This window comes from Kribbella sp. NBC_01510, assembly GCF_045040325.1.
GTDB lineage: Bacteria > Actinomycetota > Actinomycetes > Propionibacteriales > Kribbellaceae > Kribbella.
Map to the genome: position 1 here is coordinate 1 of NZ_CP109418.1, position 24324 is coordinate 24324.

The window sequence follows — 24324 nt, forward strand, 5'->3', positions numbered from 1 at the left end:
GGGCCACCCCTTACGGGGTGGCCCTTAACAGTGTGAATGTCCGGCGGCGTCCTACTCTCCCACGATCTCCCGATCGCAGTACCATCGGCGCTGTCGGGCTTAACTTCCAGGTTCGGAATGGAGACTGGGTGTTTCCCCGACGCTATGGCCACCGAAACTCTATAGAAATATCAACCAACCATCCTGCCAAGCCACAAACCCCGTGTGGGGTTTGGTGGGCTGGGGGTTGACCGTATTTCGGGAACCGTACAGTGGACGCGAATGCTTCTCTCAGTTACGTAGCGCAGTGTCTTCTGGGGGTTTGCTACCCACCATGGGTGGGTGTGTGTGACAAGCCCTCGGCCTATTAGTACCAGTCAGCTCCACATCTTGCGATGCTTCCACTTCTGGCCTATCAACCCAGTGGTCTACTGGGGGCCTTACCCGGTTAACCCGGTGGGAGACCTCATCTTGAAGCGTGCTTCCCGCTTAGATGCTTTCAGCGGTTATCACTCCCGAACGTAGCCAACCAGCCGTGCTCCTGGCGGAACAACTGGCACACCAGAGGTTCGTCCACCCCGGTCCTCTCGTACTAGGGGCAGCCCTTCTCAAGTCTCCTGCGCGCGCAGCGGATAGGGACCGAACTGTCTCACGACGTTCTAAACCCAGCTCGCGTGCCGCTTTAATGGGCGAACAGCCCAACCCTTGGGACCTACTCCAGCCCCAGGATGCGACGAGCCGACATCGAGGTGCCAAACCATCCCGTCGATATGGACTCTTGGGGAAGATCAGCCTGTTATCCCCGGGGTACCTTTTATCCGTTGAGCGACGGTGCTCCCACATGCCACCGCCGGATCACTAGTTCCGACTTTCGTCCCTGCTCGACATGTCTGTCTCACAGTCAAGCTCCCTTGTGCACTTACACTCGACACCTGATTGCCAACCAGGCTGAGGGAACCTTTGAGCGCCTCCGTTACCTTTTAGGAGGCGACCGCCCCAGTCAAACTACCCACCAGGCACTGTCCCTGATCCGGATAACGGACCAAAGTTAGACAGCCAGAACAACCAGAGTGGTATTTCAACGATGACTCCACCCGAACTGGCGTCCGAGCTTCACAGTCTCCCACCTATCCTACACAAGTTGTACCGACCACCAATACCAAGTTGTAGTAAAGGTCCCGGGGTCTTTCCGTCCTGCTGCGCGTAACGAGCATCTTTACTCGTAATGCAATTTCGCCGAGTCCACGGTTGAGACAGCGCCCAAGTCGTTACGCCATTCGTGCAGGTCGGAACTTACCCGACAAGGAATTTCGCTACCTTAGGATGGTTATAGTTACCACCGCCGTTTACTGGCGCTTAAGTTCAAAGCTTCGCCGGCCCTAAAGCCAGCTAACCTGTCCCCTTAACGTTCCAGCACCGGGCAGGCGTCAGTCCGTATACATCGAATTACTTCTTCGCACGGACCTGTGTTTTTAGTAAACAGTCGCTTGGGCCTGGTCTCTGCGGCCATCACCGCGTCGGTGAGCAAGTCACCTAACGGATCCGGCCCCCCTTCTCCCGAAGTTACGGGGGCATTTTGCCGAGTTCCTTAACCATGGTTCACTCGATCGCCTTGGTATTCTCTACCTGATCACCTGTGTCGGTTTGGGGTACGGGCGGCTCTAACACTCACTGCGAAGTTTTTCTCGGCAGCATGGGATCATCCACTTCCCCTAAACGGGTCCGCCTCGGCTCTCAGGCACAATGAGACACGGATTTGCCTATGCCTCGCCCTACCACCTTGCCCGCGGATCAGCTTGCGCCTACCATCGCCGCGGTTGGACTACCCTCCTGCGTCACTCCTCAATGCACCTACTACCACCTCGGGTCAAACCGTCCCCCACTCAGCCCGAAGGCGTCATGGATTCTGGTCCTTAGCATCAGCGGGTTCGGTCGGGTCGTGTTAATGCCGGTACGGGAATATCAACCCGTTGTCCATCGACTACGCCTGTCGGCCTCGCCTTAGGTCCCGACTTACCCAGGGCAGATTAGCTTGACCCTGGAACCCTTGATCATCCGGCGGACGGGTTTCTCACCCGTCATTCGCTACTCATGCCTGCATTCTCACTCGTGCAGCATCCACAACTCCATCACTAGGCTGCTTCACACGCTGCACGACGCTCCCCTACCCATCCACACACCTGGATGCCGTCCGAAGACAACACCTGGTACGAGTGTGAATGCCACAGCTTCGGCGGATTGCTTGAGCCCCGCTACATTGTCGGCGCGGAATCACTTGACCAGTGAGCTATTACGCACTCTTTCAAGGGTGGCTGCTTCTAAGCCAACCTCCTGGTTGTCTGGGCAACTCCACATCCTTTTCCACTTAGCAATCGCTTAGGGGCCTTAGCTGGTGATCTGGGCTGTTTCCCTCTCGACTACGGAGCTTATCCCCCGCAGTCTCACTGCCGCGCTCTCACTTACCGGCATTCGGAGTTTGGCTGATTTCGGTAAGCCGGTAAGCCCCCTAGACCATCCAGTGCTCTACCTCCGGTAAGAAACACGCGACGCTGCACCTATATGCATTTCGGGGAGAACCAGCTATCACGGAGTTTGATTGGCCTTTCACCCCTATCCACAGGTCATCCCCCAGGTTTTCAACCCTGGTGGGTTCGGTCCTCCACGCGGTCTTACCCACGCTTCAACCTGCCCATGGATAGATCACTCCGCTTCGGGTCTAGAGCATGCGACTAAAGCGCCCTATTCAGACTCGCTTTCGCTACGGCTACCCCACACGGGTTAACCTCGCCACACACCACTAACTCGCAGGCTCATTCTTCAAAAGGCACGCCGTCACACCCCACAAGGAGATGCTCCGACGGATTGTAGGCAATCGGTTTCAGGTACTATTTCACTCCCCTCCCGGGGTACTTTTCATCTTTCCCTCACGGTACTAGTCCGCTATCGGTCACCAAGAAGTATTTAGGCTTAGCGGGTGGTCCCGCCAGATTCACACGGGATTTCAAGAGTCCCGTGCTACTTGGGAAAACACTCGAGAGTCACTGTCTTACGCCTACAGGGCTATAACCCACTACGGCTCGACATTCCAGAAGATTCGACTTCAACAGCGATTTATAACTCTCTGGTCTCACGGCATTAAGACCCGAATGCTCCCACAACCCCATATACGCAACGCACGCCGGCTATCACACGCACATGGTTTAGCCTCATCCGCTTTCGCTCGCCACTACTCACGGAATCACTATTGTTTTCTCTTCCTGCGGGTACTGAGATGTTTCACTTCCCCGCGTTCCCTCCAGAACCCTATGTGTTCAGGCACTGGTAACTGGCTTTAGAATGCCAGCTGGGTTTCCCCATTCGGACACCCCCGGATCACAGCTCGGTTGCCAACTCCCCGGGGCTTATCGCAGGCTCCAACGTCCTTCATCGGCTCTTGGTACCAAGACATCCACCGATTGCCCTTAGTAGCTTGTCACAAAAACAAACAACAAAAGACAAAATTACGCTACAAAGAGATGCTCGCGTCCACTATACAGTTCTCAAAATACGGGCAGGAACACCAACCCTTAAACCACCACACACATGATCGAGCACACCATCCAGGGAAACAACACACCCATCAAGCGAACCCACCAGCAGTTTGGTGAGAGCCGGCCCCAGCCACCCACCACACCAACACAACGTCAGTGTGACTGTGACCCAGAAAAACCAGTCCACGTCCCCCCAGACATCACGTCCAGTGAGCCGGGCCCGATTCCTCAGGACCCAACAGCGCGCCTCGACCTTTCACTCTCATGCTCTCCGCGTTCCACGCACCCTCCGAAAAGAAGTGCAGTACTAACTCGATCACTCGAGATCCCGGCCTAATGGTCAATGTTCCACATTCCGAAGCACCGTCGCCCTGAAACGAACGTCCAGGAAACGACGAGTAGACACCAGACCCTTAACGGAACCTGGCGTCAATGCTCCTTAGAAAGGAGGTGATCCAGCCGCACCTTCCGGTACGGCTACCTTGTTACGACTTCGTCCTAATCGCCAGCCCCACCTTCGACGGCTCCCTCCACAAGGGTTAGGCCACCGGCTTCGGGTGTTGCCGACTTTCATGACGTGACGGGCGGTGTGTACAAGGCCCGGGAACGTATTCACCGCAGCGTTGCTGATCTGCGATTACTAGCGACTCCGACTTCATGGGGTCGAGTTGCAGACCCCAATCCGAACTGAGACCGGCTTTTTGGGATTCGCTCCACTTTGCAGTTTCGCAGCCCTTTGTACCGGCCATTGTAGCATGCGTGAAGCCCTGGACATAAGGGGCATGATGACTTGACGTCATCCCCACCTTCCTCCGAGTTGACCCCGGCAGTCTCCTATGAGTCCCCACCATAACGTGCTGGCAACATAGGACGAGGGTTGCGCTCGTTGCGGGACTTAACCCAACATCTCACGACACGAGCTGACGACAGCCATGCACCACCTGTATAGGACCCTTACGGACCCCGCATCTCTGCGAGATTTCCCTATATGTCAAACCCAGGTAAGGTTCTTCGCGTTGCATCGAATTAATCCGCATGCTCCGCCGCTTGTGCGGGCCCCCGTCAATTCCTTTGAGTTTTAGCCTTGCGGCCGTACTCCCCAGGCGGGGCGCTTAATGCGTTAGCTGCGGCACGGAGGACGTGGAATGTCCCCCACACCTAGCGCCCAACGTTTACGGCGTGGACTACCAGGGTATCTAATCCTGTTCGCTACCCACGCTTTCGCTCCTCAGCGTCAGGTAAGGCCCAGAGAGCCGCCTTCGCCACCGGTGTTCTTCCTGATATCTGCGCATTCCACCGCTACACCAGGAGTTCCGCTCTCCCCTGCCTACCTCTAGTCTGCCCGTATCGGAAGCAGGCTCGGAGTTAAGCTCCGAGTTTTCACTCCCGACGTGACGAACCGCCTACGAGCCCTTTACGCCCAATAATTCCGGACAACGCTCGGACCCTACGTATTACCGCGGCTGCTGGCACGTAGTTGGCCGGTCCTTCTTCTGCAGGTACCGTCACTCTCGCTTCGTCCCTGCTGAAAGAGGTTTACAACCCGAAGGCCGTCATCCCTCACGCGGCGTTGCTGCGTCAGACTTTCGTCCATTGCGCAATATTCCCCACTGCTGCCTCCCGTAGGAGTCTGGGCCGTGTCTCAGTCCCAGTGTGGCCGGTCGCCCTCTCAGGCCGGCTACCCGTCGAAGCCTTGGTAGGCCATTACCCCACCAACAAGCTGATAGGCCGCGAGCCCATCCCCAACCGCCAGAACTTTCAACCCCCACCCATGAAGGCGGAAGTCATATCCGGTATTAGACCCCGTTTCCGAGGCTTATCCCAAAGTTGAGGGTAGGTTGCTCACGTGTTACTCACCCGTTCGCCGCTCGTGTACCCCCGAAGGGGCCTTACCGCTCGACTTGCATGTGTTAAGCACGCCGCCAGCGTTCGTCCTGAGCCAGGATCAAACTCTCCGTTGAAAAATATGACAAACCGGAAAACCGGTGAGCCGACACATCGAGTGATCCTCTGAACATCAGAAACAAATCAAACTGACTTGAATCCAGAAATATTTCAAAGGAATCCGACACAGACAACAAACAACCCCCACCAAAAACCACAAAAGTCCCTGGCAGAACATCATCCGAAGCCCATGCACGGGGATAATACAATTTCGGCATTGACTTTCGGCACGCTGTTGAGTTCTCAAGAATCGGACGCACACCGCGTCCCAGCCTTTCAGCTGAGGACTCCGGGGCAACCTACGTTACTCTACCGGAGCGGATCCACCGAGTCAAGTCCCAGTTTTTCCGCTCACCCGCCGCGTCTGAGCCGCCGACCCGAGTCCGAGGACACGTTTCGGCTGAGCTAGCCTTGGGGGGTTCGGAGCGACCGGCCGCTTTCGCGTCCCGCGCCTCGCTCCAACAAGAAGAACATTACGTGGCTCGCAGGTAGCCGGTCAAATCGGTTCCCGGTGGGCAGGATCACACGGTTGTAATTTGCTCTCGGCAACCCAGATGTGGGAGTGGAGCCGACCGCCGTCAGTCCTGCGGCCGCGAGGCCAGAACGCCTGCAAACGAACGCTTCCCGCGGCGCAGCACCAGCACTCCCCCGGGCAGCAGATCGTCCGTGCCAGGCACGTACTCGGCGTCCTTCACCTTCTCGTTGTTGAGGTACCCACCGCCTTCGGCGACCGTCCGCCGCGCAGCCGATTTGCTGGCGACCAGTCCCGCCTTCACCAGCAGATCGCCGTACGTCGGCATCGGTTCGCCGGCGCCTAGTTCGACATGGGGTGCTTCGCGTAGTGCGGCGACGAGTGTGGAGCCGTCGAGGGACGCCAGCTCCCCCTGGCCGAAGAGCGCCCTGGATGCCTCCTGCACTCTCCTCGTCTCCTCAGAGCCGTGCACCAGCGTCGTCACGTCCTCCGCGAGTACGCGCTGCGCCTCACGGGCCTGTGGACGTTCCATCGTCGCCTGCTCGAGGGCTGCGATCTCATCCACCGTGCGGAACGTGTAGAACCGCACCAGCTGCATCACGTCGCGGTCGTCGCTGTTGAACCAGAACTGGTAGAAGGCGTACGGCGACGTCAGCTCCCGATCCAGCCACACCGATCCGGACTCCGTCTTCCCGAACTTGGTCCCGTCGGCCTTGGTCACCAGTGGCGTAGCCAGGGCGTGCGCTTTGCCCGAGTCAGTACGGCGGATCAGCTCGACTCCGGCAGTCAGGTTCCCCCACTGGTCGCTACCGCCGGTCTGCAGCGTGCAGTTGAAGCGCCGGTACAGCTCCAGGTAGTCCAGTGACTGCAGCAGCACGTAGCTGAACTCCGTGTAGCTGATCCCCTGCTCCAACCGGGCCTTCACCACCTCACGGCCGAGCATCCGGTTCACCGGGAAGTGCTTGCCGATGTCCCGCAGGAAATCGAGCGTGTTGAGGTCCTTGGTCCAGTCGTAGTTGTTGACGATCCGGGCCGGGTTCGGCAGTGCCGGGTCGAAGTCGACAAACTTCTCCACCTGACTGCGGACCCGCTCGACCCACTGGTGGACGACGTCCTTCGGGTTCAGCACCCGCTCGGAGCTCTCCTTGGGGTCGCCGATCAGGCCGGTGGCGCCACCGACGAGGCCGATGGGGTTGTGGCCGGCCAGTTGGAGCCGTCGAAGCGTCAGCAGCTGCAGCAGGTTGCCCATGTGCAGGCTGGGTGCGGTGGGGTCGAAGCCGACATAGGAGGTGATCGGTCCCGCCGCCATCGAGGCCCGCAGGGCGTCCGGGTCGGTGGAGTGGGCGATCAGGCCACGGCTGTCCAGGTCATCCAGCACCTGGGTGCGGCGTGCGGTCCCGCTGTCGGTCACTTGGCTCTCCTCGAGTACGTCGGTCAGCTACAAGTGTCCTGTACTCGAGCCGACGAGCCTCAGGTGGGCTCGGGACGCGTCAGTACGTCGCGGAGCTGCGGACGGAGCGCATGGCCGTCAGGCCCCTGGACTGTGGCAGCCGTCGGCCGCTGTGGATCGTGGGCACCCGGGTCCGGGTTGGGAACGGGGAGACCGTGGGACAGCACCTGCTCGGCCGGGGTGAGCTGACGGATGCCGATGGCGCGGACGTGATCCGGGTGCGTCTGCGCGAAGTCGCCGTACAACTGGGGGTCGTGCTGGCCGTCGTCGCCGACCAGGACCCAGCGGACGTTCGGGAACTCCTTCGCCAGCCGGCGCAGTGCGGTCCGCTTGTGCTCCTGCCCGCTGCGGAACCAGCCGGTGTTGGTCGGCCCCCAGTCCGTCAGCAGCAACGGTCCGACCGGGTACCCGTGCCGCGCCAGGAAGCGGGTCAGCGTCGGAGCCGTGTTCCACGCACCGGTGGACAGGTAGAAGATCGGCGCACCCGGGTGGTCCGCCAGGAGCTCGTCGTACAGCTCTGCCATCCCTGGTACGACGCGACGCGCCTGCTCATCGCGGACGAACGTGTTCCAGGCGGCGATCATCGGCCGCGGCAGCATGGTCAGCATGACCGTGTCGTCGATGTCGCTGACCAGTCCGAAGGTCGCATCCGGGTCAGGGACGTACACCCGGGCCCTGGCCTGCCGCTCGCCGTGCACGCCGAGGTTGATCTCGTGCCAGCCCGGCGGGAGCACCACCGGAACGGTGAGATCGATGAACCCACCCCGGTCGCTGATCGCCTCGAACGTCTGCCCGCCGACCGTGACCGAGACCGGCACCTTCGTCGCCGGCGCGGTGACGAACACCTTCCAGCCCCGCACCACCTGGTCCTCGTCGAACCGCGGCTGGTTGCGCGGGTCCCGGCCGAGGACGACGCGGGCCAGCACCCGGACGAACTCCGAGGTCCCGTAGCCGACATGCGGGATGATCCGCTCCCGCCAGCCGCGACGCCGGAGGATCGCCTGCACCCCGATGTTGAACCAGTCCTCGAGACGGGAGGCGTAGTGCGGACGGGCCATACCGGAAACCTACCCGGAGCGAGGTCACCTACGCTCGCTCCCCCGCCACCCGTGGGAAGACCTTTACCGACTCCTCCGCGAACTGTCGGCGCCTGCCTCTACCGTCTTCGCATGACCGCTCTCGGAATGTGCTTCCCGCGCACCTACCCCGCCGCCCTCGTCACCGACGTGGCTCGCCGTCTGGACCAAGGCGGGGCCGACGAACTGTGGATCATCGAGGACTGCTTCTTCACCGCCGGACCGTCGTTGGTGTCGGCCGCTCTGACGTCGACCGAGCGTCTCAAGATCGGCCTCGGCATCGTGCCCGCGGTCGCCCGTACCGCCGCGGTGACCGCGATGGAGTTCGCGACGCTGGAGGCGCTCGGGCCGGGGCGGTTCCTGCCCGGCATCGGCCACGGCGTGCAGGAGTGGATGGGCCAGATGGGCGTCCGGCCGAAGTCGCCGCTCACCACGCTCGACGAGGTCACCACGACCGTCACCCGGCTGCTCGCCGGGGAGAACGTGAGCTTCGAGGGCAAGGCCGTCTACCTGAAGGATGTGAAGCTGGACGCGCCGCCGGTCGAGCCGCCGCCGATCCTGCTCGGCGTGATGGGACCGAAGTCGATGGCACTGGCCGGCCGGGTCGCGGGAGGCGTCGTACTCGCGGAGCCCGCGACGCCGCCGTACGTGCGTCAGTCGGTCGAGTACGCCGGATCACCTGAGGGGTTCGTGGTCGCCGTGTTCACTGCGATGTGTGTGCGGAGTGACCGCAAGACGGCGTACGAGTGGACGGCTCCGTGGCTGGGATGGCGGATCGGGGACAAGCACCCGGGTGTGACCGCGCTGCCGTTCTTCGACGACATGAAGAAGCTGTTCGACGAGTCGGGCGTCGAAGGGCTCGTGGGGATGCCGGTCGACTGGTGGACGCAGATCGGGGCGATCGGCACGTTGGACGATGCGGCCACGCACCTCGACGCACTGGAGGCGGCCGGGGTGCATCACATCGGGCTGTTCCCGGATCCGGAGGTGGAGCACGGTCTTCCGCAGCTCGACTACGTCCTCGAGCTGGCCAAGCGTTAGGCGCGGCGCTTCGGGACGTGCGGGCGGTACGGCGAGACCGTCGGATCGCCCGGGATCCAAAAGCGCCAGGCCCAGTCGGCCGCTTCGCGGAGACCTACCCGGGGACCGGTGGACGGTTCGCCGTCGAAGCCGGGGCCGGGGAGAAGCTGGATGGGCGAGTCCTTGGCGAGCAGGTCTGCGCCGTTGCCGTCCCGTCCGATGCCGAGGGCAACACACAGCCGGGCCGGGCCGCGTGCGAGGTCGCGGTCCGGATTGCCGTTGGGCCGTTTGACGACCGGTCCGGCTCGGACACCGGCACGTGCCTGGTTGACGACGACCTTCTGGGCGTCGGGTTGGCCGCGGCGGGCGCGGGCCAGGTCGAGGCCTTCGATGATCTCGCCGGCCCGGAGCAGGACCGCTGAGGGCCGGCCTTCCGGGCCGACGACCACGTTCATGCAGTAATGCATGCCGTAGGTGAAGTAGACGTAGAGGAATCCGGGTGGGCCGAACATCACTGCGTTCCGCGGTGTTTCGCCGCGGTAGGCGTGCGAGCCGGGGTCGTTCGGGCCGTCGTACGCCTCGACCTCGGTGAGGCGGACGGCGACCGTCCCCTCGTCGGTGGTGCTGCGCAGGACCATGCCGAGGAGCTTCGGGGCCACGTCGAGGACGGGACCCGCGAGCAGCGAGCGGCGTACGGGCATGCGCAGCACCCTAGACGAGCGTCAGGCGAGGCGTTCGGTGAGAGCGGTGGCGCGGGTGCGGAGTTCGGCCAGTTGCTCGGTGACCCGTTCGGCCGCCGTACCGCCGCGGGTGTTCCGGGAGGCGAGCGAGCCCTCCACCGTCAGCACCGAGCGGACGTCCGGGGTGAGCGAGGGTGAGATGGCGGCCAGGTCCTCGTCGGTGAGGTCCCAGAGCTCGATGCCGCGCTTCTCGCACTCCTGCACGCAGGCCCCGGCGACCTCGTGGGCGACCCGGAACGGGACCTTCTGCCGGACCAGCCACTCGGCGATGTCCGTCGCGAGCGAGAAGCCCTGCGGCGCGAGCTCTTCCAGCCGCGAGGTGTTGAAGCGCAGCGTCCGGATCATCCCGGTGAAGGCGGGCAGCAGCACCTCGAGCGTGTCGATGGAGTCGAAGACCGGCTCCTTGTCCTCCTGCAAGTCTCGGTTGTACGCCAGCGGCTGCGCCTTCAGTGTCGCGAGCAGGCCGCTGAGGTTGCCGATCAGCCGGCCGGCCTTGCCGCGGGCGAGCTCGGCGATGTCCGGATTCTTCTTCTGCGGCATGATGCTCGACCCGGTCGAGAACGCGTCGTCCAGCTCGACGAAGCCGAACTCCTTCGTCGCCCAGATGATCACCTCCTCGGCCTGCCGGGACAGGTCGACCCCGATCTGCGCGGTGACGAACGCGAACTCGGCCACGAAGTCGCGGGACGCGGTCCCGTCGATCGAGTTCGCCGACGAGTTGGTGAAGCCGAGCTCGGTCGCGACGAACTGCGGGTCCAGCCCCAGCGAGCTGCCTGCCAGCGCGCCCGATCCGTACGGCGAGTCCGCGGCGACGCGGGCGTCCCAGTCGGCCAGCCGGTCGAGGTCGCGGATCAGCGGCCAGGCGTGCGCGAGCAGGTGGTGCGAGAGCAGGACCGGCTGCGCGTGCTGCAAGTGGGTCCGGCCCGGCATCGCGACCCCGAGGTGCTTCTCGGCCTGCTCGGCGAGCGTGCTCACCTGCTCCAGCAGCAGCCGGCTGATGATCCGGCCGTGCTCACGCAGGTAGCCCTTGAACAGCGTGGCGACCTGGTCGTTCCGCGACCGCCCGGCACGCAACCGCCCACCCAGCTCGGCCCCGAGCCGCTCGAGCAGCCCGTTCTCCAGGGCGGTGTGCACGTCCTCGTCACTCTCAGCCGGCAGGAAGCGCCCAGCCAGTACGTCGTCCAGCAGCCCGTCCAGCCCAGCCAGCATCGCGGCAAGATCCTCGTCGGTCAGCAGCCCGGCGCGGTGCAGCACCTTCGCATGCGCCTTCGACCCGGCGATGTCGTACGGCGCCAATCGCCAGTCGAACTGTGTCGACTTGCTCAACGCCGCCAACGCATCCGCCGGCCCACCCGCAAACCGCCCACCCCACAGGGCAGCGCTTTCTCCCGTACTCATCTCACATTTCCTTTACTTGGCTTCGGAGTGGGCGGCTGACGGCGGGTGGCCAGGTCGGGCTGCCAGTCAGTCGTCGGTCAGGTGTTTGAGGGGTACGACCGTGTGGTCCGGCTTGGTGTCGGCGCGTTCGGCCAGGCCCAGGAAGCGGGCCGCGAGGGCCTCGCCGCCGGTGGGGTTGCGGGAGACGACCATGACCGTGTCGTCGCCGGCGATGGTGCCGAGGACGTCGTCCAGTCCCACGTGGTCGATCGCCGACGCGAAGTACTGAGCCGCCCCCGGCGGGGTTCGCAGGATGACCAGGTTGGCGCTGCCCTCGGCGCTCACGAGCAGTTCCGACGCCACTCGGCCCAGGCGGGCTTCGAAGGCGGCCGCCTCGCCGGCTCGCGGCGTACGGTCGCCGCCTTCACCCGGTACGGCGTACAGGAGCTGGCCGGACGAGTCGCGGACCTTCACCGCCCCGATCTCGACCAGGTCGCGGGACAGCGTGGCCTGGCCGACGACGAGGCCGGACGCCGCGAGCAGGTCGGCCAGCTCGGTCTGCGAGCGCACCGGCTGCCGCCCGAGCAGATCGACGATCCGCTGCTGACGCGCAGTCTTGGTCGTCGGCACTGCCACGTTCATGCTGCGAAGCTCCTTGCCAGCAGCCAGGACAGCAGCGCCTTCTGCGCGTGCAGGCGGTTCTCGGCCTCGTCCCAGACGACCGACTGCGGTCCGTCGATCACGGCCGCCTCGATCTCCTTGCCGCGGTAGGCGGGCAGACAGTGCAGCACGATCGCGTCGGAGCTTGCCTTCGCCATCAGTTCCTCGGTCACCGCGTAGGGGACGAACGGCTCCGCCCGCTCGGCGACCTGGGCTTCGTGCCCCATCGACACCCATGCGTCCGTGGCCACCACGTCGGCGGCGTCGGCCGCCGCCACCGGATCCGCCGTCCAAGCGACCGAGCCTCCGGTCGACGCCGCGATCTCGGCCGCACGAGCCAGGATGGCCGGATCCGGCTGGTAGGCGGCCGGCGAGGCGATGACCACATGCATCCCGGCCGTCGCACCACCGAGCAGATAGGAGTGCGACATGTTGTTGGCACCATCACCCAGGTAGACCAGCTTCAGCCCGGCGGTCGATCCCTTGTGCTGCCGCACGGTCTGCAGGTCGGCGAGGATCTGGCACGGGTGGAACTCATCGGTCAGCCCGTTGATCACCGGCACCCGCGAGGCCCCCGCCATTTCCTCGATGCGGGTCTGCCCGGACGTCCGCCAGACGATCGCCGCTACCTGCCGCTCCAGCACCCGCGCGGTGTCCGCGATCGGCTCACCGCGCCCCAGATGCGAACTCTGCGCGTCGATGACCATGGGGAGGCCGCCCAGCTCGGTGATGCCGACCGTGAACGAGATCCGGGTCCGGGTGGAGTTCTTGTCGAAGATCACCGCGACCGTCTTCGGGCCGGCCAGCGGCTGGTGTCCGTACCGGTCCGTCGTCATCTGCTCAGCCAGCGTCAGCACCTCGTCCTGCTCGACCGGACTGAGGTCATCATCACGTAAGAAGTGCCTGACGGTCATGGGGCCTCCCGGCCTGGACTGAGGAGTGGAGGGAGCCCGGTCATGGGGCCCCGGTCTGGACTGAGGAACGCAGGGAGCGAAGCGACCGGAGAGACGAGGGAAGACCGGGAGCCAAGCCCTATGACCTGCCGCGCCGGAGGCGTGGCATCCGACACAGCGACTGGAGCGACGAGGGAAGGCCGGGAGGTAGAGCCCCATGACCCTGCCGGCGCCGAAGGCCCGGCCAAAAGCACTGTCATGGGGTCTCCACCTTGTCCAGCAGCCCCGGGAGGGCCGCGACGAAACTATCAGCGTCAGCCTTGCTCAGGATGTACGGCGGCGCCAGCCGCAACGCGTCCGGAATCGGGTTGTTGATCACGAACCCGGCGGCCAGCGCCAGCGCGGCGACCTGGTCCGACACCGGCCGGGTCAGCTCGATCGCCAGCAGCAGCCCGCGACCGCGCACGCCCGCGATCAGCGGATGGTCGAGCGCGATGATCGACGACGCGAGGTGGTTGCCGACGGCATTCACCTGGGCGAGCAGCCCGTCCCGCTCGATCACCGTCAGGACGGCGAGACCTGCGATCGCCGCGACCGGGTTGCCGCCGAAAGTCGTCCCGTGGTTGCCCGGCTGCAACAAGTCCGCGGCCGCGCCCAGCCCGATACACGCACCGATCGGGATCCCGGCGCCGAGGCCCTTCGCGACGGTCACCAGGTCCGGCGTGATCCCCTCGGGCTCGAAAGCGAACCACGTCCCGGTCCGGCCGATCCCGGTCTGGATCTCGTCGAGCCACAGCAGCGCACCGTGCTCCGACGTGATCCGCCTCGCCGCCTGTAGATACCCGGCCGGCGGTACGACGACGCCGTTCTCCCCCTGCATCGGCTCGAGTACGACGGCCGCGGTCTCGTCGTCGACAGCCGCGGCCAGCGCGTCCACATCGCCGTACGGGACGAACTCCACGTCGCCGGGCAGTGGCGCGAAGGCTTCCCGGTACGCCGGCTTCCAGGTCACCGCGAGCGCGCCCATGGTCCGCCCGTGGAAGGCACCGACGGTCGAGACGATCTTGGTCCGCCCGGTGCGACGGGTGATCTTGAACGCCGCCTCGTTCGCCTCGGTGCCGGAGTTGGTGAAGAACACCTTGCCGGGGGCATCGAACAGGCCGAGCAGCTTCTCGGCCAGCGCGATCTGCGGCGCCGACGCGAAGAAGTTCGAGACATGGCCAAGGGTGGCGAGTTGCGACGTCACGGCGGACACCACGAACGGGTGTGCGTGACCGAGGCAGTTCACCGCGAGTCCGCCGAGCAGGTCGAGGTACTTGTTGCCGTCGGCATCCCACAGATACGCGCCCTCGCCGCGGACCAACACCCGCTTCGGCGCACCGAAGGTGTTCATCAGCGCACTCGTGTACCGCTCGGTGAGAGCATTCTGCGTGCCGTCGACGGTCAGCAGTTCGGTCATGACGGAATCACCTGGGTTCCACTTCCGGCGTCGGTGAAGATTTCCAGCAGCAGGGAGTGCGGCACCCGGCCGTCGATCACGGTCGCCCGGGACACGCCCGACTCGACCGCGCGCAAGCAGGCCTCCATCTTGGGGACCATGCCGGACGCGAGCGACGGCAGCAACTCGGCGAGCTCGGCCGCGTCGATCTGGGTGATGATCTCGTCGCTGTCCGGCCAGTTCCGGTACAACCCGGCCACGTCGGTCAGCACGACCAGCTTCTCGGCCCCGAGCGCGACCGCCAGCGCGGCGGCCGCGGTGTCGGCGTTCACGTTGTGCGCCTGGCCGTCCTCGTCCGGCGCGATCGTCGACACGACCGGGATCCGGCCGGCGTCGATCAGGTCGATCACCGCCTCCGGTCGTACGTCGACCACGTCCCCGACCAGCCCGATGTCGACCGACTCGCCGTCGACGATCGCCGTCCGACGCTCCGCGGTGAACAAGCCGGCATCCTCACCAGACATGCCGACGGCGAACGGACCGTGCGCGTTGAGCAGACCGACCAGTTCGCGGCCGACCTTGCCGACCAGGACCATGCCGACGACGTCCATCGCCTCCGGCGTGGTGACTCGCAAGCCGCCGCGGAACTCGCTGTCGATGCCGAGCCGGCCGAGCATGTCGCTGATCTGCGGGCCGCCGCCGTGGACCACGACGACCCGGACGCCGCTGTACCGGAGGAACACGATGTCCTCGGCGAACGCGCGCTTGAGCTCCTCGTCCACCATGGCGTTCCCGCCGTACTTCACCACGACCGTCTTGCCGTGGAACTCCTTCAGCCAGGGCAAGGCCTCGGTCAGGACCGCGGCCTTCTCGACTGCCTGCGCGTGCGTCGTGGTCAGACTCATGACGCGTACGCCGAGTTCTCTTCGACGTACGCGTGTGACAAGTCGGTGGTGAGCACCGTGGCCGACGCCGGGCCGGCGTGCAGGTCGATCAGTACGTCGATCTCCAGGCCGCTCAGGTCCGCCTCGGACCGGTCGACGCCCTTGTCACCGGCAACGCAGACCGGGGCGCCGTTCAAGGTGATGTCGAGCAACGACGGGTCGAACGCGGTCGGGGCGTTGCCCACCGCCATCGCGATCCGTCCCCAGTTCGGATCGGAGGCGAAGAACGCCGTCTTGCAGAGGTTGTCCTCAGCAACGACCTTCGCGGCGGCCAGCGCCTCCGCCTCGGTCGCCGCGCCCTGCACGGTGATGCTGATGTGCTTGGTGACGCCCTCGGCATCCGCCTGCAGCTGCTTCACCAGGTCGCCGGCCAGCACCGTCAGAGCGGCCTCGAACTCCTCCGGACTGACGCTCACGCCGGACGCGCCCGAGCTCAACAGCAGGACGGTGTCGTTGGTCGACGTTCCCCCGTCGACGTCGAGCCGGTTGAAGGTCTTGCCGACCGCGTTCCGCAGCGCGTGGTCCAGGTGCGGCTGGTCGAGTACGGCGTCGGTCGTGATGACGCTGAGCATCGTCGCCATGTTCGGCGCGCACATCCCGGCGCCCTTCGCGAACCCGCCGATGCTCCAGCCGTCCGCGTGCTTCAGCACAGCCTGCTTCGGCACGTTGTCGGTCGTCATCACCGCAGTTGCCGCGGCCAGCCCGTGCTCGGGACCGTTGCCCAGCGCATCTACGGCCGCATCGATGCCGGGGATGAGTTTGTCCATCGGCAGCCGCTCGCCGATCAGGCCGGTCGAGCAGATCCCGATCTCGGCCGCGCCGAGACCGAGCACCTCGGCCAGCTTCTCCGCGGTCTGGTGCGTGTCCTGGAAGCCTTCGGGTCCGGTGCAGGCGTTGGCGCCGCCGGAGTTCAGGACGACGGCCTTCAGCTTGCCGGCGGTCAGGACCTGCTGGGACCAGAGCACGGGCGCGGCCTTCACCTTGTTGGTGGTGAAGACACCGGCGGCCACATCGTGCGGGCCCTCGTTGACCACGACTGTGAGGTCCGGCGTGCCGGCCGGTTTGATCCCGGCGATCACCCCGGCCGCACGGAAGCCGGCCGGCGCTGTGACCCCGGCGCTCCGATCGACTTGGGTGTCCGGGGTGACTGCTACGGTCACGGGGCTACTCCTACGAGGGGAAGGGCCAGGGTCTCGTCGAGACCGACGGCCAGGTTCATGCACTGCACGGCTCCGCCGGCGGTGCCCTTGGTGAGGTTGTCCATCGCGGCCACGATGACGGCGCGGCCGGTGCGCGGGTCGAGGGCGAGCTGCAGCTGCACGGTGTTCGCGCCGAGGGTGGCCTGCGTCTGCGGCCACTGTCCTTCGGGCAGCACGTGCACGAACGGCTCGTTGCGGTAGGCATCCTCGTAGGCCTGTCGTAGCGTCGCCAGATCGGTGCCGTCGGCAACCGATGCGCTGCAGGTGGCAAGGATGCCGCGGGACATCGGCACGAGCACCGGGGTGAAGGAGACGCTCACCGGCTGCTCGGCATACGGCGTGAGGTTCTGCTCGATCTCCGGGGTGTGCCGGTGGACCCCGCCGACGCCGTACGCGGAGGCCGACCCCATCACCTCGGCGCCGAGCAGGTGCGGCTTCGGCGCCTTGCCCGCGCCGGACGTCCCGCTGACCGCGACCACCACCAGCTGGCCGGGATCGACGAGGCCGTTCTGTACGGCGGGCAGCAGGGCGAGCGTGGAGACCGTCGGATAACACCCCGGTACGGCGACACGGTGCGAACCGCGGAGCTTGTCCCGCTGCCCCGGGAGCTCCGGAAGTCCGTACGGCCAGGAGCCGGCGTGCTCACCGCCGTAGAACTCGACCCACGCCTCGGCCTCGGTCAGCCGGAAGTCCGCGCCGCAGTCGATCACGGTGACGTCCTCGCCGAGTTGCTCGGCGATTCCGGCGGACTGTCCGTGCGGCAGGGCCAGGAACACCACGTCGTGACCGGCCAGCGTCTCCGCCGTGGTCTCGACCAGGGTGCGCCCGGCCAGCGGCACGAGGTGCGGGTGGTGCTCGCCGAGCGCCGTACCGGCACTCGCTGCGGCGGTCAGTGCGCCGATCTCGACCTGCGGGTGGCCGCTCAGCAACCGCAGCAACTCACCGCCCGCATATCCACTGGCCCCGGCCACCGCCACCTTCACACTCATATGAATGAGTATGCCATGCTCCGGAAGAATATCCAACCACATCAGCTGTGCACTCCGACAGGACGTACCCATCTACGTACAGCATCCCGCACGCCTGCCGGTTCGTTCACCACCTCGCTCGACGAGGACTACATCCTGTCGAGCTGCACAGCTGTGACCCAGCTCATGTCACAGGCGGCCGGTGGGGCGTGTCCGGTAGGGGGACGACGACCTGGAGGTGGGTTTGATGGCTCGGATCGGGCTGGAGCATGAGCGGACCTGGTTTGTGCGGCTGGCGGAATGGGGCGGCCGGCGGAAGTACGGGAAGGTGCCGGATCCCGGGAAGGTCGCATTGCACAACCGAAGGGTGCTGGTCTCGACACTGCTGCTGGAGGGGACAGCGGCGCGGTGGAAGGCGCTGGATCCCGCGCTCAAGGCACTCGCAGTGATGGTGGTGTCGGCGCGGATCGGGTGCAGTTGGTGCATGGACTTCGGCTACTGGGAGTTCCACCACCAGGGTGTCGACCCGGTCAAGCTGCGCGATGTGCCAGGGTGGCGGGACAGCGACGTCTACACGGATCTGGAGCGCGCGGTGATGGACTACGCCGAGGCGATGACAGCGACCCCGCCGGAGGTCACCGACGAGCAGGTCGAGCGGCTGCGCCAGGACCTGACCGACGAGCAGCTGGTCGAGCTGACCGCGATGGTTTCGCTGGAGAACTACCGCTCCCGCGTCAACGCCGCGCTCGGCCTGACCAGCCAGGGCTTCAAGGAGTTCTGCGAGCTGAGGCCGGTCCGGTGAACGACGAGCAGCTGGCCCGGGAGTTCGACGAACACCGGGCCGTCCTGGTCGGAGCGGCGTACCGGGTGGTGAGCAGTGTCAGCGACGCGGAGGACGTGGTCCAGGAGGCCTGGCTGCGCTGGGCCGCGATCGACCACGACGATATCCGCGACGTCCGCGCGTACCTGATCCGCATCACCACACGGCTCGCGCTCAACCGGCTGCGCGAGCAGAAGGCGCGGCGGGAGCAGTACGTCGGCCCGTGGCTGCCCGAGCCGATAGGTCCGGCCCTCGCGTCGAACGACGACCCGGCGGCCGTCGTGGAGATGGCAGACTCCGTCAGCATGGCGATGCTGGTCGTCCTCGAGACGCTCTCGCCGCTCGAGCGCGCGACGTTCGTCCTGCGTGAGGTGTTCGATCTCCCGTACGACGAGATCGCGGACACCCTCGGCCGGTCGGAGAGCGCGGTCCGGCAGCTCGCGCACCGGGCCCGCGAGCACGTGCACGCGCGCCAGCCGCGGCACCACGTCGACAAGGCGCGGCACAACGAGCTCACGATGCGATTCATGGCGGCGGCCGGCTCCGGCGACTTCGACCAGGTCGTGTCGCTGCTCGCGCCGGACGCCGTACTGATCAGCGACGGCGGCGGCAAGAAGCGGGCCGCGCTGCGCCCGATCCACGGCCCGGAGAAGATCGCCCGCTGGCTGTTCGCGGTGATCGCGGAGAACCCGAACTTCGAGATCCGGATGGCCACGCTGAACGACGACACCGCGTTCATCGCGTACTTCGACGACGAGCCGGACACGGTCGCGTTCCTCGAAACCACCGACGAACTGATCACCGAGCTCTACCTCATCCGCAACCCTGAGAAGTTGAGTCACCTCAGGTGATCCAGCGCCGTAGCGAGCAGGTGCTCGGTGCGGCGCATCGGCGTGCTGGAGCGAAGGTCTCGATGCGGAGCCTCGTGGCCTTTGCGCCAGTGGGGCGAGGTGCCGTACCGACTGCCGCGCAGTAGGCGATGGATCACCTGAGATGACCCGAGCACCGTCCCGGGTCTGCGTGACCTGGAGGCTTAGACTATCTGCAACTCAGTCGCAGATGGAGGTGCCGTGAAGTACCTGGTGGTGGAACCGGACGACGCGCTGGATCCGGGCTTGCGGGCGGATCTGCTGGACACCTGGATCGCGGCCACCGATGCCGGCGGCGCGGTCGGGTTCACACCACCCGCCCCGGTCGAGCTGGTCGCGGAGACACTCGACGAGGCGCTCGGCCGGGTCGCGGCCGGTCTGGACCTGCTCGGCGTGCTGCACACCGGCGAGCGGTACGCCGGGATGGGCCTGCTGGTGGATCGCGCCAGCGCGCTACAGGCGCATTGGCGCACGGTGCTGCGGGTGATGGTCCATCCGCAGCACCAGGGCAACGGCGCCGGCCGCGTGCTGATGGAGAGCCTACGCGGCTCGGCCGTGGACCTCGGCCTGGAACAACTCCAGCTGACCATCCCGCGACGGCCTCGGCCTCGAGAAGTTCTACGAGCCCCTCGGCTACCGGGTCGTCGGCCGCCACCCACGCGCGGTCCGCGTCGCCGAGGACGACTACCGCGACGAGATCATGCTCGTCCTGGACCTGTAGCCCTGGCACTCACCTCCGCCGTCCGTGGGACCTCCTGTCGGCCTCCCGTAGCCGACCCGCCTGACTTTGTGCACCGAGTCCGCACCGAGCCCCTTGGCGACGACGCGTCAACAGTGCACAAAGTCGGCCGCCGACCACCAAGTGGCGCGTACGAGTCGGCCGCGACGGCGCCATACCTCGGCCAGGATAAGGCGGCGGTACGGCGGCCAGGACGGGCTGCGGTACGGCGCGCGTGCGGGGGCCGGGGGAGGCGGCGCACGGCAGCCGCGGTGAGCGGCGTACGTCGGCGAGGACTTCGGGCAGACGTGAGGGCTTGGGACAGGTTGTCGGGGCCTGGGACAGGTCGTGGGGTGTTCAAAGGCCCGACGTGGTGTTCGCGGGCCAACCCGTCGGACGACGGCGCCGCAGGCCGCGCCACCCCTGACGCTGTCCGGATATCCGGGCGCGTGCTGTGTTCTCCACCGGCGTCCGAGGAGAGAAGGCATCAATCGTGGGGATATCCGGCGCTCCGGTCGGTTCCGTGGGTGTAGCCCGTGCCGTCGACCGGATCGCCAGGCCATCACAACGAGGCGAGGACGAAGGCCTCCCGCGGGCGGTCCCGGCGTCTCGGTGATTGTGATGGCCTGGGAGTCCGCCACACCCCGCCCGCCCCGTGGCTGTGGCGGGTGTGGCGATGCCGCGCCGCTGACCGGACCTGCACCACTCATCAACCAGCGCGATGCCAGAGATGCCCCGGCTCGGCCGCGAGCAGTCGACGGCTGACGACCGGGTTAGTGAATGCGCCACGTCCGCCCAGGTCGAGACCCGTAGGCGGGGAACCCGGGCCAGGCTGGGGAGGATCTCCCACCCGATCCGAGATGAGACCCCCCCACCTCGGCGGCAACCGGCAGGACGAGGCCGACTGCCGGGGACGCGAAGGAGGCGATCGAACCACCCACGGATGCGTCAGACGGATACCCCTCGAGTTGGTCGGAGGCGGTGGGCGACGGGCGGGGCCTGCGTAGAGGTAACGGTCTACGCGGACCCAATGTTACGGGACAATCACTCTCCGAGTTCGTAGATCTTGATCTTGCCGACGCTGTGTCGCAGCACGGCCAGCCGGTCGAGTGCGGGTGACACGGTCCCGTCGCGGGCGTCGGCGTACACCCAGCGAACGCTGTACTCGTCCCGCAGCCGCCGCAGCACGTCCGCGGTCGGTGCGGCCAGGGCCTGGTTGGTGAGAGCGACCCGCTCGGGCCATGGCGACGGCTGCTCGGTGTAGCGGCGGCCGCCGACGCCCTGCTCGGCCATCGCCTGGTTCGTGTACGCCCAGCCCTCGATCACCGTCCGCCGGCCCGCCATCCCGCTGACGAGGTACCCCCGCGCGTCACACCCCGGCGTCTGCGGTCCGGCCGGCCGGCACCACGTGTTGGTGGCGACCACATCCGTCGGCGCCGAGTGCGAACCCAGCCACAACGCTGCCGAAGCCTCATCCGGATACACCACCCACCGCGGCGCCCGATACGTCGGCGACTTCTCGGTGTCCCCATGCACCGCGCTCTGGATGAACGAGCTGATCGGCGCGATCGCCAGCAACATCAGTACGACGAACAACCCGCTACCCGCCTGCCGCAAGAACCGCCGCCACACGAGCAGCAGCACGACCGTCAACGCGAGTACGACGAGCAGCAGCCGCGTACTCGCCCACAATTGACGGCTCGGCGGACCGGCCGGCACCCCCCTTGCCCACACGAAAAGACCGGCGTAGATCACCGAGAGGCCGAACGCCGCGACCGCCACCCAGACCGGCCTGCGCGCCGCGCGGGCACTGGTCGCCGCGAACCAGCCCGCTCCCGCCAGGCTGAACGGCGCGGCCGTGTAGATGAAATAGGACTCGCTCACGGACGGATGGTCGATCAAGAGGTAACCCGCCCAGCCGGCGATCATCGCACCCAGAAGGAACCACGCCACCGGATCCCGCCGGCCGACGACCCCGAAGCCGACCAGCGCCATCGCCTGCAGCGTGAGCAGCAACCCCAACAGCAGCGTCAGCGTCCCGACCACCGCACCATGTGCCAGCGCCGGCACAATCAGACCGCCCGCCCCGGGCTGCGTCGTATCACCGGTCGCGGCCGTGTAGACGGGAAGCGACTTCAGCACGGCGAGGAACTGCACCCCGGAACCATTGGTGCTCCCGGCAACCGTCAGCATGGTCCCCACACCCACCGCCACCAGCGCGGTCCCAGCGATGACGATCCGCGCAGGCACGCGCCGGGTCGTCACCAGCAGGAACACCGCGGCCAGCCCGACCCCCGCGACCAGCAGCGGCAGCACCGTGGGCTTCGACCCACCGCCGACGATCGCGACGGCGACCGCGACCACCCACAACCAGCCCCCGGCGTTGCGGAACAGCAACTCGATCAGGAACACCGCCACCGTCACACCGGCGACCATCCCGAACGTCTGCGACGGACTGAGGAAGCTGACCGGCGCGGCGAGATTCACACTCGTGTCGACGAGCAAGTACAACTGCGGCGCGGCCAGAGCCAGAGCCGCGAGTACGCCGGTCCACCAGGTGCGACTCACCGTCCGCGCCAGCGTCGCGCACACGAGCAGGGCGACGACCAGCCAGGGCAGCAGCCACAGCCGGAAGACCACGACGATCGGTGCGAGTCGGGTGATGTCCACGGCCCCGGCCATGTCGGCGTTCGCGAACCAGTGGTACTCCAGCCGCTCCCCCGCGACCTGTGGCAACTCCGGCGGCACCGACCGCATCAGCTCGTGCACCATCGACAGGTGATAGAGCAGGTCCGGGTAGTACGCCGTACCGCCCGGAGGCATCGGGTGATACGCCATCACGCCGACTGTTGACACGCCGAGCACGACCGCCGACGACACGGCCAGTCCCCAGGTCCACGCGACCGGCAACGGCTTCGGGTCGGCGATCCGCCAGAACCTCCGTCCGAACGCCGCGAAGGCGACCAGTACCAAAGCCGGCCAGACGATCAACCAGCGTTGCCAGCCGAGGGCGGTGAACAATGCCCAGCCGATCAGCTGCCAGGTCGCTCCGACGACAGACCCGAGGCCGACGTCCTCCGCCCAGTTGCCGGTACTACGCCACGCGGCGCGGAGCAGGAGAGTCCCGGGGAGTGCGATCGCCAGCGCGAAGTACACGGCGTACTTGACGATCGGGCCGGGACCGACGTCGACCGACGCGAGCCCGAGGACCGCTACCAGCAACGGCAGCAGCCACGGGAGCAACCGCCTCATCTGTGCTGGACCGGTTCCTGATGCCCTTGGTCTTCGAGGCTGTCGTACCCGACGAGGAACTGCGGGCGCCGCTGGCTGGACTGGAACAACCGGGCCACGTACTCACCCAGCAGGCCGAGGCAGAGCAACTGGATCGCGCCGATCACGCTGACCGCGAGCACGGTCGATGTCCAACCGGGAATGCTGTGGCCGCTCACCTTGATCACCAGCGCGCCGACCACGAACAGCGCGGACATCAGGCCGCCGAGCAGGCCGAGCCAGGTCGCCAGCCGCAGCGGCGCCGCCGAGAACGCGGTCACGCTGTCGAACGCGAGCCGAAGCATCTTGGACAGGCTGTACTTCGTCGTCCCGGCGGCTCGCTCGGCACGGACGTACCGGACCTCGGCGCTCGGGAACCCGAGCCACGGGATCACCAACCGGAACACCCGGCCGTCCTCGGGGAGCGCGTTGACCGCGTCGACCACCCGGCGCGACACCAGCCGGAAGTCCGCCGCGTCGAACGGGATGTCCTTGCCGACGAGGCGGCACATCAGGCGGTAGTACAGCCGGGCCGTTGTCCGCTTCGCCCACGAATCACTCGAGCGGTCCGCGCGAACGCCGTACACGACGTCGACGTCCTGCTCGCGGACGGCCGTCAGGAACTCGGCGATCACTTCCGGCGGGTCCTGCAGGTCGGCGTCGATGGTGACGACGTACCGGCCGCGGGCGCGGCGGAAGCCGGCCGACTGCGCGGCCTGGTGACCACTGTTCCGGAGCAGGCGGACGACGCGGAGCTGGGCCCAGTCCTGCACGGCCTCGAGCAGCAGTGCGGCCGTCTTGTCCCGGCTGCCGTCGTCGACGACGAGCACCTCGTAGCTGATGCCGAGGCTGTCGAGCAACGGATGCATCCGGTCGAAGAAGATCGGCAGCACGTCCTCCTCGTCGTACATCGGTACGACGACGGAGAGCTCGGGGTCCTCGGTGTCCCGCATCGGC

At 66.2% G+C, this 24324-nt stretch carries 17 protein-coding genes and 3 rRNA genes; 4 read left to right on the forward strand and 16 right to left on the reverse strand.

Annotation, left to right across the window (positions count from 1 at the left end):
• Positions 1-38 precede the first annotated feature (38 nt).
• From rrf to OG558_RS00025, 5 genes are all read right to left on the reverse strand, one after another.
• Positions 39-156 (reverse strand): 5S ribosomal RNA (gene rrf / locus OG558_RS00005).
• 170 nt (positions 157-326) lie between these two features.
• Positions 327-3454, reverse strand: a 23S ribosomal RNA gene (locus OG558_RS00010).
• A gap of 498 nt (positions 3455-3952) precedes the next feature.
• Positions 3953-5470: ribosomal RNA gene (locus tag OG558_RS00015) — 16S ribosomal RNA — on the reverse strand.
• The 16S, 23S and 5S rRNA genes sit together here, the layout of an rRNA operon.
• A 561-nt stretch (positions 5471-6031) precedes the next feature.
• Entirely contained in the window at positions 6032-7336 is a 1305-nt protein-coding gene (gene tyrS / locus OG558_RS00020) for a tyrosine--tRNA ligase (protein WP_405068368.1), read from the reverse strand.
• A gap of 59 nt (positions 7337-7395) precedes the next feature.
• The gene (locus tag OG558_RS00025) at positions 7396-8433 is read right to left on the reverse strand and encodes an App1 family protein (protein WP_405068369.1); all 1038 of its coding nucleotides are present in this window, start codon (positions 8431-8433) and stop codon (positions 7396-7398) included.
• 111 nt (positions 8434-8544) lie between these two features.
• On the opposite strand from OG558_RS00025, the gene OG558_RS00030 reads away from it, so the two are divergent.
• Entirely contained in the window at positions 8545-9492 is a 948-nt protein-coding gene (locus tag OG558_RS00030; protein ID WP_405068371.1) for an LLM class flavin-dependent oxidoreductase, read from the forward strand.
• On the opposite strand, the gene OG558_RS00035 is transcribed toward OG558_RS00030, so the two are convergent.
• From OG558_RS00035 to argC, 8 genes are all read right to left on the reverse strand, one after another.
• Positions 9489-10172: a DNA-3-methyladenine glycosylase gene (locus tag OG558_RS00035; protein WP_329480486.1), complete on the reverse strand. Its 684-nt coding sequence runs from the start codon at positions 10170-10172 to the stop codon at positions 9489-9491. The genes OG558_RS00030 and OG558_RS00035 overlap by 4 nt on opposite strands.
• 21 nt (positions 10173-10193) lie before the next feature.
• Positions 10194-11609: an argininosuccinate lyase gene (gene argH / locus OG558_RS00040; RefSeq protein ID WP_405068373.1), complete on the reverse strand. Its 1416-nt coding sequence runs from the start codon at positions 11607-11609 to the stop codon at positions 10194-10196.
• Positions 11610-11675: 66 nt separating this feature from the next.
• A complete protein-coding gene (locus tag OG558_RS00045; RefSeq protein WP_329480490.1) occupies positions 11676-12230 on the reverse strand; it encodes an arginine repressor in 555 nt (184 codons plus the stop codon).
• Positions 12227-13162, reverse strand: coding sequence for an ornithine carbamoyltransferase (gene argF, locus OG558_RS00050; protein ID WP_329480492.1), 936 nt, complete (start codon positions 13160-13162; stop codon positions 12227-12229). Before argF ends, OG558_RS00045 begins: the two co-directional genes overlap by 4 nt.
• 235 nt (positions 13163-13397) lie before the next feature.
• Positions 13398-14600: an acetylornithine transaminase gene (locus OG558_RS00055; protein ID WP_405068374.1), complete on the reverse strand. Its 1203-nt coding sequence runs from the start codon at positions 14598-14600 to the stop codon at positions 13398-13400.
• Positions 14597-15484, reverse strand: a complete 888-nt coding sequence (gene argB, locus OG558_RS00060; protein ID WP_328518927.1) for an acetylglutamate kinase — start codon at positions 15482-15484, stop codon at positions 14597-14599. The genes OG558_RS00055 and argB overlap by 4 nt, the downstream gene beginning before the upstream one ends.
• Complete coding sequence (argJ, locus tag OG558_RS00065) at positions 15481-16683, reverse strand: bifunctional glutamate N-acetyltransferase/amino-acid acetyltransferase ArgJ (protein ID WP_405068375.1); 1203 nt, start codon at positions 16681-16683, stop codon at positions 15481-15483. The genes argB and argJ overlap by 4 nt, the downstream gene beginning before the upstream one ends.
• Positions 16680-17711 carry an N-acetyl-gamma-glutamyl-phosphate reductase gene (gene argC, locus OG558_RS00070; protein WP_405068376.1) on the reverse strand — a complete coding sequence of 344 codons (1032 nt, stop codon included), beginning with the start codon at positions 17709-17711 and terminating at the stop codon, positions 16680-16682. Before argC ends, argJ begins: the two co-directional genes overlap by 4 nt.
• A gap of 226 nt (positions 17712-17937) precedes the next feature.
• Here argC and OG558_RS00075 point away from each other — a divergent pair, with 226 nt between their 5' ends.
• Both OG558_RS00075 and OG558_RS00080 read left to right on the forward strand, forming a co-directional pair.
• Positions 17938-18492 carry a carboxymuconolactone decarboxylase family protein gene (locus OG558_RS00075; protein WP_405068377.1) on the forward strand — a complete coding sequence of 185 codons (555 nt, stop codon included), beginning with the start codon at positions 17938-17940 and terminating at the stop codon, positions 18490-18492.
• Positions 18489-19361 carry an RNA polymerase sigma-70 factor gene (locus OG558_RS00080; RefSeq protein WP_405068378.1) on the forward strand — a complete coding sequence of 291 codons (873 nt, stop codon included), beginning with the start codon at positions 18489-18491 and terminating at the stop codon, positions 19359-19361. The genes OG558_RS00075 and OG558_RS00080 overlap by 4 nt, the downstream gene beginning before the upstream one ends.
• Positions 19362-19559: 198 nt before the next feature.
• On the opposite strand, the gene OG558_RS00085 is transcribed toward OG558_RS00080, so the two are convergent.
• A complete protein-coding gene (locus OG558_RS00085) occupies positions 19560-19781 on the reverse strand; it encodes a hypothetical protein (protein ID WP_405072302.1) in 222 nt (73 codons plus the stop codon).
• Between the two features lie 21 nt (positions 19782-19802).
• Between OG558_RS00085 and OG558_RS00090 the strand changes: the two genes are divergently transcribed.
• A complete protein-coding gene (locus OG558_RS00090) occupies positions 19803-20630 on the forward strand; it encodes a hypothetical protein (protein ID WP_405072097.1) in 828 nt (275 codons plus the stop codon).
• 511 nt (positions 20631-21141) lie between these two features.
• On the opposite strand, the gene OG558_RS00095 is transcribed toward OG558_RS00090, so the two are convergent.
• Both OG558_RS00095 and OG558_RS00100 read right to left on the reverse strand, forming a co-directional pair.
• Positions 21142-23349, reverse strand: coding sequence for a hypothetical protein (locus OG558_RS00095; RefSeq protein ID WP_405068379.1), 2208 nt, complete (start codon positions 23347-23349; stop codon positions 21142-21144).
• Entirely contained in the window at positions 23346-24320 is a 975-nt protein-coding gene (locus OG558_RS00100) for a glycosyltransferase family 2 protein (RefSeq protein WP_405068381.1), read from the reverse strand. Before OG558_RS00100 ends, OG558_RS00095 begins: the two co-directional genes overlap by 4 nt.
• Between the last annotated feature and the right edge of the window lie 4 nt (positions 24321-24324).